General features: G+C 61.3%; 10 protein-coding genes. 6 read left to right on the forward strand and 4 right to left on the reverse strand.

The annotated features are described in order from the left end of the window. Positions 1-243: 243 nt before the first annotated feature. The 6 genes from IC50_RS26065 to IC50_RS43760 all read left to right on the forward strand — a co-directional run bounded on the left by IC50_RS26065 (position 244) and on the right by IC50_RS43760 (position 4,796). A complete protein-coding gene (locus IC50_RS26065; RefSeq protein WP_028160485.1) occupies positions 244-642 on the forward strand; it encodes a hypothetical protein in 399 nt (132 codons plus the stop codon). A gap of 25 nt (positions 643-667) precedes the next feature. Beyond that, the gene (locus IC50_RS26070) at positions 668-2,083 is read left to right on the forward strand and encodes a hypothetical protein (protein WP_035711445.1); all 1,416 of its coding nucleotides are present in this window, start codon (positions 668-670) and stop codon (positions 2,081-2,083) included. A 742-nt stretch (positions 2,084-2,825) separates the two neighbouring features. Further along, positions 2,826-2,948, forward strand: a complete 123-nt coding sequence (locus IC50_RS43930) for a hypothetical protein (protein WP_306330604.1) — start codon at positions 2,826-2,828, stop codon at positions 2,946-2,948. Between the two features lie 264 nt (positions 2,949-3,212). Beyond that, positions 3,213-3,506, forward strand: coding sequence for a helix-turn-helix domain-containing protein (locus IC50_RS26080; RefSeq protein ID WP_035711448.1), 294 nt, complete (start codon positions 3,213-3,215; stop codon positions 3,504-3,506). Further along, positions 3,503-4,378 (forward strand): HipA domain-containing protein, encoded by an 876-nt coding sequence (locus tag IC50_RS43755; RefSeq protein ID WP_050991094.1) that lies wholly within the window; start codon positions 3,503-3,505, stop codon positions 4,376-4,378. Before IC50_RS26080 ends, IC50_RS43755 begins: the two co-directional genes overlap by 4 nt. 1 nt (position 4,379) lies before the next feature. Continuing rightward, positions 4,380-4,796 (forward strand): HipA domain-containing protein, encoded by a 417-nt coding sequence (locus tag IC50_RS43760; RefSeq protein ID WP_050991095.1) that lies wholly within the window; start codon positions 4,380-4,382, stop codon positions 4,794-4,796. A gap of 713 nt (positions 4,797-5,509) precedes the next feature. Here IC50_RS43760 and IC50_RS38510 read toward each other — a convergent pair. From IC50_RS38510 to IC50_RS26105, 4 genes are all read right to left on the reverse strand, one after another. After that, on the reverse strand, positions 5,510-8,311 hold the full coding sequence (locus tag IC50_RS38510) for a trypsin-like peptidase domain-containing protein (RefSeq protein WP_050991096.1): 2,802 nt from the start codon (positions 8,309-8,311) through the stop codon (positions 5,510-5,512). 60 nt (positions 8,312-8,371) lie between these two features. Further along, positions 8,372-9,061, reverse strand: coding sequence for a hypothetical protein (locus IC50_RS41490; protein WP_157461074.1), 690 nt, complete (start codon positions 9,059-9,061; stop codon positions 8,372-8,374). A gap of 657 nt (positions 9,062-9,718) precedes the next feature. Further along, entirely contained in the window at positions 9,719-11,026 is a 1,308-nt protein-coding gene (locus tag IC50_RS38515) for a DUF6973 domain-containing protein (RefSeq protein WP_028143544.1), read from the reverse strand. An 18-nt stretch (positions 11,027-11,044) separates the two neighbouring features. Further along, on the reverse strand, positions 11,045-13,896 hold a 2,852-nt coding region (locus tag IC50_RS26105), incomplete at its 5' end, for a hypothetical protein (protein ID WP_035711454.1).

Here is a 13,896-nt window from a genome sequence, read left to right on the forward strand (position 1 = left end):
CTCGCCGAAGCGACCGGCCGGGGAGCGGGCTTGGGCCTTGACGGGCAGCGACCAGAGCCGCGCTCTGGAGCTATCCGGTTGGCATAGCCCTTTTTCGTCAACGATTCAGCCTGCGCGTTATTTCTTTCGACTATTCGTGCCGACCGGGGGACTAACCTACGAGAGTGGCTAGACGATCATTGATACCGGTTACTGCCTAACCCGGCGCGCCCCTGCTCCAACCTGAATACGGAGTACAGACAAATGCAAAATGCTAAGACGGCACAATTTGAGCAAGAGGTACTTAACTCGCTTCAGTCCATGGAGCTCGAGCTGGCGCTCCGGGGCAGCATGAACGCGCTACCTGAACAGCCAGTCGACACGAACCCGGAGAGAGCCGAACAGCAATCTGCGTTGAACGAGGCTGTGTCTCTCGTAAAGAGACGAGATGTGCTGGAGAGGATTTGCCCCGGCCTTCAGTCCGTCGCAGGCGACGCGCAAGCTCTCGCCAAATGGATTACGCCGGTTCTCCTTCCGATGGCGATTGCAGGCACTGTCCCCCTGAGTCCGCTAGTCTTTGCGGGCGTCGCGGTACTCTTCTTCCGGGTAGGCGTGGCGACGCTCTGCAAAGGGTGCGTTCCAGCCAAGGACAAAAGCGACTGATCTGCCCGGGACCGGAAAGAAAGTGATGACGCCACAACAACTCCTAGCCGAGCTGCAGAAAACGACCGAGTTGCTGGACTGGATACTGAAGCTCGTGCCGCCGTGCGGCGGTGGGTCGAATCTATTGTGGGCGCCGCCGGATCTGGAAGCACAATTCAAGGTCCTAGGCATCGCGGATGGGACGTTTATCGATCGCTACTCCTCGTTTCTGAAGCGGACAGACTGGGTGCACAACGCCTTCGAGGACTTGATTTCGAAGTCTCCGGCTCTCCGCCAAATCTGCCGAGCGGACGCGGGGATCGCGTCCGGAACCGTCAACGACGCAGAATTCAACGGACACGTCTACTCCTTCAGGTCATCACAAGGACTCGGCTACGTGATCGCGTTGCCGATGGGTGCGATGCCGTTAATCTCGAGCGGTGCCGAAATGCTCATGCTGCCCGCGGACACAAGTCTATGCGAGACGCTCGGAAACGCATTGACCAAAAAGGGGCTTGGAAAGGATTCAGAGCCGTGGCTGCTGCGGCTAAGGCGTCGGCTGGTCCGCTTCTCCAGCCGGCCCTACCTCGCCAAGCGGTGTTCTAAGCAGATCGGCTGGCAGTTCGGAATGATGATCCACCGGTACGTTCACCTCGGAACAGCTGACACGCCGGACGTGATCAGGGAACTTGGAGCAATTCCACTTGTCACCGACGTCCGGCGTTGGGGGCACCCACTTGAGGCTGGGAGCAACCTTAGATTTTTCGCAATCCAGTTCCTTCTCCTGCATGAGTGCGGGCATGTGGCGGCTGGAGACCTGTCCACAACAGATACAAGTCACTTCGAGATGGAATTCGCTGCTGATGGTTTCGCGTTTCGGGAATTGATCGGCTCTGCCGATGGAGATGATGTGGCTATATCGGGCACTCTGGGGGCGTGGCTGATCCTGACGTTGGCTGCATGGATTGAGGATCTGTCCCAAGAGACCGCGCCTCGATCACATCCACCGGCAAGGGAACGCCTCGAACGTCTCCGCGCCTACTTGCGGTCTCGAGAGCAGGAACAGCCGTCGATGACGCGCGCCCTGGAAGTTTTCGACGCCATGGCGAGTATGCAGAAACGGCTTTTTGAGGAAGCGAAGTCAGCTGGCGTCCTCACCATGGAGTTTCCGCTGTCGCGGTTTCTAAGCATGTGCGCACAGACCGGCCGGCATGAGATGTTCTACGACCAGCTGCCGCGATGGCTACTATTTGGCGCGCCTTCACGCCTCTGCCGGGAGTTGGCCCGCCTGCGCGTCTGCATGGAGCGAAGGATTGAGAGCGATCAGCAGGATGGCCGCGCAAAAGAGCAGTTGGGGCTAATAAACTGGGTGTTCGATGCGGCTCTGGCCGCGCCGAGCAACTTCTTGTCCAGAAAACTTCAGGCCTTTTATGCGAGAGCGCGAGCGGCGACCGATAGTTGACTGTCTGCTTTTCGGCGCTCGTCGGGATGCTCGATACCTGATACCGGAGGACGCCTGCGTTCAACGCGCGGCTGGCGCTCTACTTCCAGCCTTCTCGATCACGTCGCAGTGGCGGTGCTGTTTGGATGATACCGCCTCCTGACTTCGAAATCGCGGTTGAGGTCGAGGACGTCAAAAGCAACGCGGTCGGTGCGGCCTGCGTAACAGCCGCGAACGACCCCACGTCTTAAAGAACTCACGCTCTTGTCCGGCCTTTGACGCTGCAGCACCGAAGCGTTCGAGCAACAGTCTCAGAGCACTTTGCTCCAGCGCACGATTGCTAATTTGCGTCGCCTGCACGATTCAGGCCTGCTCTCTCCAAGCCAAACAGAATATAGAGGGAGGGTGAGAATCGTACGGCGGGGGTCACTGTTGCGTTGCTGCTGATTGCCCTAGGATCCGAAGCCTTCGCTTCGGGGCCGTGTTCGAGCACAAGGCATGGGGTTGCTCGGCCACCGAGGTGGAACGGCGCCACCATGGATTCGCGGGAGCCCAACTCGGATCCCTGTTGAACGGTGCCGGCTTCTTTCACCATGCGCACAGGGCCGACGACTGTCACGCCCTCATCAAGATCCTGACTACCATCCGCAGGCGCGCCGGCGCTTGCGGTGCTGCTAGAGCAAGCCCGAAAGAGAACGGTAAGGCTGTGGGCCGAGCAGTCGCCGTTCGATCTGAAGGATGTCCTGAAACGTCGCGGCTACAGATGGAGCGACGGCAGCCCAGATCCTGGTACATCGACGTCGGCGAGGCGGCTGTCAACGACGAGATCGCTTTCCTCAAGGCGGAGATCTACCTGCGCGAGATCGCCCTCGCCTGCAGACGTTGACCGCCTTTATCCGTTTTTCACCGTGGGCATAGAAACGTGCCCCCGGGTACTTCACCGGGGCCGCGGCACGGTGGTCATGCGGCGGACCCGCAACCAAGGCGGCGAAGTCGTTCAGGCTGATCGCGGGCGAGCGAGCGAGCGCCGATCGCACCCATATGAGTTTTATGGCCTATTCTAAGATATCATGTAAAACTAATATCCTTTTGATATCGCGTAAAAATCATATTCGGCCTATATATCTTAAATCTCATACGGGATGACGGCATGATTTTGAAGACAATCAGTGACTTAGGACTGGCCGTCCGGGAAGCCCGCCGTCGGCGGAAGCTGACCCAGAAGCAACTCGCCCAGACGCTGGGGACCACCCAAGAGTGGATCTCGCAGTTCGAGACCGGCCGCCTGGAGAATCCGAGCCTCGGAACGGTGCTAAAGGCCTTCGCCGCGCTGGGGATCGACCTGAACATCGACAGTGTGCCGGGATCTCTACGGAACAACGACTTGGATACCGGTGATCTGGCGCTCGACGAGCCGAGCTTTCTCAAGGGACGGCGGCGATGAGCAAATTCATGAACGTCCTGATGGGCGGCGTCCCGATCGGCCGTCTCGAGCAGATGGATACCGGCGTCCTGGCCATCGAGTACGCCGATGGTTGGCTCGCGGCCGACAGGGTTCAAATTCCGCTTTCGATGTCCCTGCCTCTCGCCGCCAAGAAGCACTCCGGCGCGAAGGTGGCCAACTATCTCTGGAATCTGCTTCCGGACAGCGACCAGACCCTGCAGAAATGGGGACAGATCTACGGCGTGTCGCCGAACAGCGCGTTCGCTCTGCTGTCGAAGGTCGGAGAGGATTGCGCCGGCGCGATCCAGATCGTCACCGACGAGTGGATGGCCGCCAATGCGGATTCGCCTGGGGAGGTTCAGTGGATCGACGAGGCGGAGGTCGCGAACCGCCTCAAGCGCCTGCGCGAGGAGAGGACCTGGACGGGACGTCGCGACGGCGACCGGGGGCATTTCAGTCTCGCCGGCGCGCAGCCGAAGATGGCCTTACTGTTCGACGGAAAGCGATGGGGCGTACCGAGCGGCCGCCGGGCGACCACGCACATCCTCAAGCCGCCGATGCCTCACCTGCGAGGCACGACCGAGAACGAGTACGCGTGCCTGCGCCTCGCGAACCACCTCGGGATCACGGCGGCCGAAGCTAAGGTCGGGAAGTTTGGCGAAGAGGTCGCGATCGTCGTCACCCGGTACGACCGCGAGATCGACAAGGATGGCGTCGTCAGACGATTCCACCAGGAAGACATGTGCCAGGCGCTCGGCGTGCATCCCGCCGTCAAGTACCAGAGCGAGGGCGGACCCTCGATCGAGCAGATCACCAACGACGTGCTGCGCTATGCTACCGATCCGGAGGCGGACAAGGCGGCGTTCCGCTGACATGATCGCCTTCAGCTTCCTGGTGCTCGGTACCGACGCGCACGCGAAGAACTTCTCAGTCATCCACCTCCCGGGCCGGCGGATGTTTCTTGCGCCACTCTACGACGTCCTGAGCCTCGTGCCTTACGACAACGACGAACATGAGCGGCGACGCCTGCGCATGGCGATGAAGATCGGCGGCTATTACAAGTTCTCAGAAGTCCTGCCGCGGCATTGGAGACGCCAGGGGGAACTGATGAAAATGGATCCCGACGAGATGATCGCGCGATTGGTGGCGCTCGGCGAGAAGATTCCCGACGCGCTCAGCGACGTCGTGAAGGAGGCGAGGGTCGAGGGCCTGAAAGAACCGGTGCTTGACACGGTGCTGGACGGAATCTCGGCGCGCGGCAAAGCGATTGTGCAGCAATACTCGGCGTGAACGCGCCGCGCTCGGGATCGTCGATGAGATAGGCGTGACGCCGACGGACGCCGTCGGCGCCCGTTCCGACGCTCAAATCCGATGACCAAAGTTTGGGTGAAGATTTGGAAGGCATCGAAGACACCGCCGGAAAAGGACGAGCTAATAAAATCGTTCGACCGCGAGGCAGACAATCAACTAAGAAAACAATTATCAAAAGACATAATATCGAAGGTGTACGATTGGCTCTCGCGCACGCCGAGATAGGACAGCCAGTGCCAATTGCCATCCCGACCGCTCAAGTTCTTCGATGTGGACACCGAAGAAGCTGAGGGTTGGCCGGCTCAAGCTTGATATTACACGCGCCATGTTGTCGCAGGGTGCTACTTTGCAGAGGGATTCGCGAGCGACCGGCCCGAGCTAACGAGCGGAACCCCCTGTAAGTGGATCACCAGATTCGGCGTCGGTAGTTACTTGCAACTGAAATCTCCGCGCCGTCCCGGTACATGTCGTGGTTTCCCGAAAACGTATAGACCTGCGCCCGTTTTCCAAGCTTTCCAAAGACGTCGTCCAAAATGGAGGAGAAGTTCGATTTGCACCCATCCGGGGGGCCCGGCTAATGGACAACCTAGATCGAAGACGGCCGACCTGTTATTGGCTGAAGGAGCACGGCAATTTCGATCTGCTCGATGTTGGCGGCAATGGGCAGTTGGACATGGCGGCTTGAGTCGCTCTCATTCATCCACCATTGCGAGATAGTCCGAGAGTCGCATCCGACGATAGCCGGGCCGCTGCGGCGCCTCGTCTCCCGGTGGAACCATCAGGACGCTCTCCTCGCCGCGCGGCCGTGGGACGAACTTTTTGGGCGGGACCGGGTCGGCGCGATCCCAGTCGATCTCAAACGCGTCCGCAAAGTACTTTGCAATTCCGGCGTGATCGAAGATCAGTGAAGCATCGCGGTTGGTCGATACCCCCATGCCACTCCAATTGTGACTCCCGATCAGGACGCGCTTGCCGTCGACGACCATACCCTTGGTATGATGGTTGGGGATTTGCTTGAGACGCGAGTCGATGTCGACCCCCTTCGACTTAAAATACCAGGCAGAGTGGGTGGGATCCGAGAACTTCTTGCTGCTGTCCGCGCGCAGGATCACGCGGGCATCGTCCAGCGAAACCAGCTTGTCGGTCAGTTCGCCGATCAGATCGTCGATGTAGCCGCGATGCTGCCGCGGGTTGCTCGGCATTCCGATATAGGGGATCTGGAAAACGAGGCTGCGCCTTGCGGAGCGGATCAGCTTCAAAACGGCCTCGCTGTACACTCCGCCTTCGCGGTCGGGCGTGAGCAGAGGGGCCGCGACAATGCTTTCGGTGATCTCCAGGGGCTTCTTCAGCCGCGCTGGCGGCCGGCGTTCGCGCGGCCGCTCGATGGCTTCGAAGACGGACTCCGGCACATCGACCAGCGGCTCGCGATCATCCGCTTTCACCGGCACTTCCTTGCCGCCAAGGTCATGCGACCGCCGCACATCCTGAAGGATGTGCTCGCGAAATCGCTCGGCTAGAGTTGGGCTTTGAACAATCACGTGCCACTCGCGATTGCCGGGCAGGTCCTCCTCCGTAGCCCTGTCGCGCTCGGATGGATCGATGATCGGCTGGCTCGACGAACTCTTCCAGTTGCCAGAGGACAGCCAGAACTTGTCATCGTTCCGGACGGTGACCTTGATGTGATAGGACTGCTGAACCAGGCCGGTTGTTCCGAGCGGAACGGCGATGCGCTTGAACTTGCCATCGCCGAACCGATCGGCCCACTTCTGAAAGATCGCCTCTGCATCGAATTCGGTAGTCTCGTCGTCAACGTCAGCGAACGTCTTGAAGTCGGCTGCCAGGATGATCTTCGTTCCGGCAGCGAGACGTTTTGCCATCAGGTCGCTAATGGCTGATGCACGAAATTCGTATATCGCCGAAACCCAGGAGCCTGCATCCTCGCTCATAAAGGCCTTCAGCTCATCGAAGCCGTATTCCGGGCTGACGTGCGCGCGCACCGTCATCAGTTCTTCGACCGGACTCAACTGGTATTTTGGATCGCGGCGGGCATCGTCGTCGTAAGCGTTCGGAGCCGCGGCGGCCTCGAGAGACATCAGGCCCTCGAGCTGCTCTTCGACCGTGGCCGGGGCGTATTGGACCTGATAGCCCTGGAACGAATGCGGTCCGTCCGCGCGCAGCCCCTCCAGCGCGCCTGGTTGCGCTGACACGGCGATGCAGGGCGTATCGCCGATGCGGCCGTCATCCTCAAGATAGCCGACGCGCGCTGCGAGCACGCCTTCCGGCTTCTGCTTCCAGAACGCCTCGGCGGCATGCACGACCGACATCCCGACACGGGCCGCACCGGCCACAGTCGATATCGTGCCGAGGTCGACCGTGATGGTGACCGGCACCGTGACGCTCACCGTGCCCCGCCCGCCGGGGGCGGGCTGCGGCGCCTGTGCGATCGCCGGCCGGGACTCGATCACCAGAGGCAGGGTCCAGCGCTTTTTCGCTACGTAAAAGTTGAGCTGGCTGGCCGGGACCGCCAGGTTCGTCTCCTTATAGATGCCGGCGAAGTGCAGGCCGACGACTTCGCGGGTCTTGAAATCGACGACCACCGATCCGGAGTTGCCGCCCAGCGTCGTGCAATCATGCGTCGTGGCACCGGCACGCGGCGCCGTGATGTAGCCGGGGGCAAACCGCTTCACGTCATATATGCCACGATAGAGCCGCTGCATCAGCGCCTGATCGGAGATGCGCGATGGCGGTGCCTTGGCGGGGTAGCCGAGCGTGAAAACGGCGGTGTTTTCCAGAGCGTCGGATCCTGCGATCTTGAACGGCGGCAGTTCATCCCCGTGGCCAAGGGACGCAAGCCTCATGAAGGCGATGTCGTTCGGCCCATCATCCGGCTCGATGTAGAGCACTTCGGCAATCTGGCGGCGCAGCCCACCAGATGCCGCATCGCGAAAATGACCGGTATCCCAAACCGTGCTCATCGTCCCGCCGCCGGCGCCTTGACGGAACACAAAGCCCTGCCCTTGTCGCCGCGCGAAGACATTCGCCACGTGGCGGTTGGTCACGATAATTCCGGCATCGATCAACCAGCCTGTCCCCGCGAATGGCGCACCGCCCGGAAAGTCCACGAGGTCGATGCGGCCGACCCGGTCGACCAAGCCTTCCGGAACCGCGCGACTTTGCTTCGACAATTCGAACAGCGTCTGTGCCTCGACACCGATAAGCGACACATCCTCAAAATTGAGACCGGCTTCTCCATTTCGCTCGACGAAGAAAACCGGTCTCTCCTCAGACACGATCGTCTCCAGATCGGCGATCGGACTGCGTGTCAAAAGGTCAATCACATCACGCGGGCTTGGCGGCGCTTCCTCGAGGTTTGCCGTCTCGAGACCGGCCTTGTCCCTTATCCGTTTGGCGATGCTCTGCGCCGCGTCGGGATTGCGCGCGAGCAACCGTTTGACGAACTCGATCAGATCGCTTCGTTGGGATTTGTCGGCCATCGTTCGCGCTCCGCGGTTGCTGGAAAATGATTACGGCGTCGCCGGCGAACTTGTCGCCGGTCAAGCGACGCGCGCCGGAAAAAGTTGTTTGATCTTCTGATGAAACAAGTCGGCGAATTGCTCAAACCCCGCCTTCGCAGGATGGAGTTCGTTGTGCCAGGAGGACACCTGCGGCGCCAGCACACCTTGCGTCCTGACGACCGTCACCCGAGGACCGCTCAGCGACTCCAGCATCGCCTCAAACTGCCCGAGCATCTCGCTGACGACGGCTTGGCCCGACGCAATCGTCGGAAAGTTGCGCAGACCGAAGGTCGGCTTGAGCCACGGTCCGAATTTGCAGATGCCGCGGCCGTCGGGTATGGCGAAATCATAACCATGAAAGATGAGATGCGTGTCGGGGCTGCATTTGTCGCGGATTGCAATCAGATCCTCATATCCGGCGCGCACCAGCGCCAAGGCCGCAGCAAAGCGCGGCTGATTGACGTGCGCCGCTGGTGGCTGAGTCGGATTCCAGTCCTTGACCCAGAGCGCCATCGGATTGTCGACGATGTCGTTTCCACCTCCGGAAAACAGCAGCAGGTCCCAATCGCCGCCCGCGGGACTGCCGTTCGTCAATCGTTCGGTCAGGGTCGTGCGCTCCTCGACACCCAGCATGAAACGAACCTCATCGCCCGTCTTCGCCAGGTTGAGGATGGGCACGCCCAGCCGTCGCTCCAGTCGCGGAACGATGCCGCCGCCGAACAGCGGCACGGGATATTCGAACCACGAATCGCCTTCGGCGAGGATCTGCAGAGGCGCGAACGCCTCGCCGCGCTCGCCTGCCGCCTCGGCGCCGCCTTCCCCGCGTCCCGCTCGCGGCGGCAACGTGCCGCGGGCCTTCATGATTTTCATGACTGCCTGGTATTCGCGGGTCCGGCGAACGCGCTCGCTGCGCTGTTCGCGTCGCAGCTTTTCGCGCTCCTGGCCAATTGTCCTTAGCGAGGGCGACTGCGCTACCGCTGCCCGTGCGGTCTCGAGACCAGCCGCGCGTGGCCGCGCCGGCGCTGATACGCCGGCAAGCACGCGCGCTTCGTCCAGGGTCACGGGCCCGGCCGCGACCGCCGCCTCCCTTGCGCCAGATTGCGAGCCGGCCTTGCCCTTGCCGGACCGCGGCTTGACGGTGACCTTCCTGGTCCGCTTCTGCTTTGCCATACGCACAGCATGCTATCGTGATTGCAATACACATTCCGCACCCAGGGTCCCGCCATTCGCGCGGGCCCAGGCAGACAAAATAGGATCAACATACTACTTCAAGATGCATGAACGACCACCGCTCGTCAATGCGGCACTTGACTCAATCCAGGCAAGCGTACGCCTTGGCTCATATGGCTGCTTGAAATTCGAAATTCGGTCGACGCGGCGATCGAACTACAGCTTGTATTTGCCGTCCGAGTTTACCAGGACTCCGGCGCGCAAGACCCTGCACCTGCCGGTATCGACGCAGTCCTGCACCTTTTTCAAGACCTCATCGACCTTCATGCCGTCGCCCGCCTTGCGGCCGACCCCGTTGTTGAACAAGTCCATTTGCGTCGCGAGCGGCTTGCCGGGATTTCCGTCCTCATGCGTAGTCGCCCATTTCTCGGCCCAGACAACGCCCACGCCGCTGTCGGCCGCCATACGGGCGTTCCACAACGCATGACGAAAGGCATCGCCATTGTCGTCTTCGAGCGCCGTCGACTTGTAGCGGGCGAGAGCCTCGTTCACGGCAGTTTTCGCGTGTAACAGAACCAGAGCGCCGACGACGGGATTTTGCCTGAACAAATCCCATTCTGGGGCACTGAGAACACCTGAGGTGATCGGCAGCCCGCCGGATTCCTGACCAGACTTTTCATGTGCGAGCCTCTCCGCGGCCCGCTCGCGGCCCTCGGTCCAAAATCTTTCCGTCGGCTTCGGGGCCGCGGCCTCACCATTGATCTTGGCCTTCGGGACCGCTGCATTTCCGACCTGAGCCACCGCGCTCACGCCGAGCAAAGCCAACAGTTCGGCGGGAAGACCCGGAAGATGTCCGATAGGCTCGTTGCTGGCAGTTGCCACGACAAGCCGACCTACCGCGACCACATAGGCAACGAGAACCGCGGCTTGAAGCAGCAGTTGCTGCACGGCCGTCATATCGACGGTGTTCTGAACGCCAAACTGGCTATTGGTTGTAATGTCGGCAGGCTTCGCGTCATCGATCTCGATATTGCGGTACATCGACCCCTGGCGCCGGGGGTCCGGGGAGAGAGCGCTCTCGTGGGCACCTGCATCCTTTGGCGGGGTCGCGGCATGGATCGAATTAACCACGCCGTTTCCGACGAGGCCCCCGAGCACGACACCAGCGAGCGCCCAGATGCTTGCATCAATCTCAACGAAGGACTGCACCACGCCGCTTCCGCCCGCCTTCCACAAGGCAACGTTCCAGAACGAAATTGCGAGGAAGGCCGAAGAGAGGACGACAAACCACCCGAACGTAATGACGCGCTGCAGTGAGTAGCAATTGAACTCGTCGACCAGCGCGGTCTTCACGCCGGTGATGCCGCTTGCAAACATAAATACGCCGAGCAGACAGACACCCCCGACAACCAATCGCAGGTAGCTTGGCGTCGCCGCCTCCGCATATCCGAGCGAAACCGCGGAAGCCACGATGAATGCCAACATTGCCGCGGAAATACGCCACCACTTCGTTTGCAGATTCATTTCGTTAAACCCTTACCGTCAACCAGAAATCAACTTTGCGGGAAGGACGCAGCGCCGGATCCGGATGATCGGCCGGTTCGACGCAGCCTCGAATACACGAAGGTCAAAGACATAATTGCCGCCGGCTGCGGGCCGATAAGACCGGCGCCACGCCGCTACCGATTCGACAAACGGGCCGACCCAGCCCGCCCAGTCCCCGGTCCGAAGTCCGGAGCGCGCAAGGCCCGACACGTGCAGGCCGTCTCCCTTGATATCGACCTCTTCAGCAAGAAGCGGCTCGAAGGTGAGGAGCACATCCAATGAAAGTTCTCCGAGAATCGCGTCGTGGTCGGAAGCACTGCCACCGCGCGGCCCAAGCAGATCCTTCAGCATTGCGGCGAAGTGTTCGCCGAACGAGCGAGCTTGCGACGCCATCTCCACCTCGGCCACGGTGAGTATGGGCACCAGCGGAGCACCCGACGCAACGGTCGGAACCCGATAGACGAATTCCTTGGCGACAGGTTCCCCCCGGATTTCGGCATTACGTGTCAGATCCAGCTCCGTCTGCACGGAGCGATAGGCAAGAATGTCGAGATCCAACGCATCGAGCCGTCTCAGTCGCTTCGCCAGATCCCCCTCATTGAAGATCAGCGGACCGACATCGTCGGTCTTCGGATGGGCGGCGTCGGCCGGACAATAAAGCTCAAAGCTCCCGGGCCCGGGCAGACCGGCGCGGCTCTTATCACGCTTGATGACAAGACGGCGCCGGCCGTCAGCCATGACCTCCTCTGCAACATCGTAAACATCGAGACGCTCGACCAGCGCGGCCTCGGATTCGATAATCTGTTGCGACAATGCGCTTGCGAGGTCTTGCGCGCGTGCCGCGAGGAATTTGGCAGCAGCCTCGCCGGTCGCCTCCCTGCCGAGCTGTCGCAGAACGGGCTCGACCGCCTCGGCAAAGATCGCAAACGCCCTTGCTCGCAGCGCGTCCCGGGTAAGGCCGAGTAATGCTTCCGTGGGCAATGGGCCGGTTCCCGGATTGTAGCGGAGGGTCAATTTGAGTCGATCGCTTCCGCTGCCTTCGTAGCTCCACGTTCGCGAATGCCTCCAAAGCCGCGCATCGCCGATCGTGTTCGCCACCGTGTCTCTAATTGATTCAACCTCGATCGCGGGCGTCCGCGGATACCGCTTTCGCACGATCGGGATGTCCGCATCGGGCAGCTCATAGACCCGTGGTGTCGCGAGCTTGAGCCATGCGGTCGGCCGATAACGCCCCGGATCTCCCGGCACCACGGCCTCGAGTGCGGGTCGCGGCAATCGCTGCACGTGCGTCAGCCGATACCCGGCCGGCGAAGGAACGGTGTTCTTGTCGTAGTTCGGCGTCACGTCGGTTGTGACAAACAAGTGCCGTCTCCCGCTCGCCGGAGCTCCGATCTGCATCGCGGACGGCCGCATCGTGTACGGCACGACGCCGGTGTCACGCGACACGATGCTTCCATAGGCCTGCGGTCGCTTCTCCTCGTCATGCGGGACGGCAGCCTGATCCTCGTAATACGAGATCGTGTCGATTGCATCTGCAGCGGAGAGCCGCATCAGAACCCTGTCCTTCAAAATCGCGTTTGGAACGTTTCCGATGGCCGGCCGGCCATCGAGAACGGGGCGAAGATCTGCGACAAGTGACGCGGCAATCGACGCCTTGGCGATCAGGATCTGCTGCAGAGCGTCGCGGCCTCCTTGCGTGTCGGACAGTCTTTGCACGGCCGGAACATCGAGCACTTCGTCGTACAGCGTAAGCGCACGGGCAGCGGTTGCATCTGCATCGATCCGGTCGAAGCCAACCGACCGCACGGGCTTTTCGTCCCCGAACGTCGGCACGTCGGCAACGAAGCTGTGCAGGCCGGTTGAAATGGGTGGCAGTGCGAGGTCGTGGCGCACGGCGGTGGTGAAATGATTGGCCGGCGGAAGCACGTCTTGCCGCACCAGCCAGATCGCCCGCTCGACCAGCCCCGGGACGCTGCCATACCCCGTTGCGAGCAGGAACTGCGGCGCAAAGTGTGCCATGGAAGCCTCCAGTTCTTCCAGGGTGCGCCCAAAACCGGCGGGGAACGCCACGGTGTTTGCAGGCTTGGCAGAGCCGTCATGGCGCAGCGGCAGCGGCAACGGCACAACCACGCTCTTCACATCGGAAGGCTCAGTGCCATCCAGCCCATCCAGGCTGGTGCGCTCGACCCGAAGCGCCAATGCAAGCTCAGCGAACTCTCCATCCGAAACTTCGACATCAAATCCGAACACGACAGGATCGCGAGACAACAGCCGTTCGGCTTCCGTCCTGACCGTCGTCGCCGGAATTGTCCGCAAGTCTCTCACGCTCGTCATCGCACCGAACGCTGCGCTGGCAGCCTCCATGAACTTCCAGAGCTTCTCGACGTCGGGCCTCGCAAACGCGACCGACCGCTTCAGGGCACGAGTCTGCTCGCTCCCGCCATCGGTCAACGACACGCCGATGTGTTCGTCGCGAAGCTGCAATGCCGCCTGGGCGTAGATGACCCTGGCGCGATCTGACATTTCAATCAGCGCCCGGTACTGGTCGTCGGTCAGGGGGCCTTCACCTTCCGGCACGATTGACGACGCAGAGCGGGGATCAAGCACCATGGCTACGTTGAGCCGGCCGGCAGTGCTGCCAGGCCACCATGCGAGCAGCAGCCCGGGCAAATCGTTCAGCGGGATCAGGCGATCGGAGTATCGGATTTTGACCGGGACGCTCGCGAGCGGCGGCCCCGACCAATCGTTGCCGTAGACGTCGCGCCATTGACCGGCGAGCTGCAGCGTCTTGCCTACGGCAGCATAGGGCGACCTCGCATTCATCAGCTTGGCGAACGGCAGGGCCAGCC

The sequence above is a fragment of the Bradyrhizobium genomosp. I (2014) genome (assembly GCF_000261685.1).
Classification (GTDB): domain Bacteria; phylum Pseudomonadota; class Alphaproteobacteria; order Rhizobiales; family Xanthobacteraceae; genus Bradyrhizobium.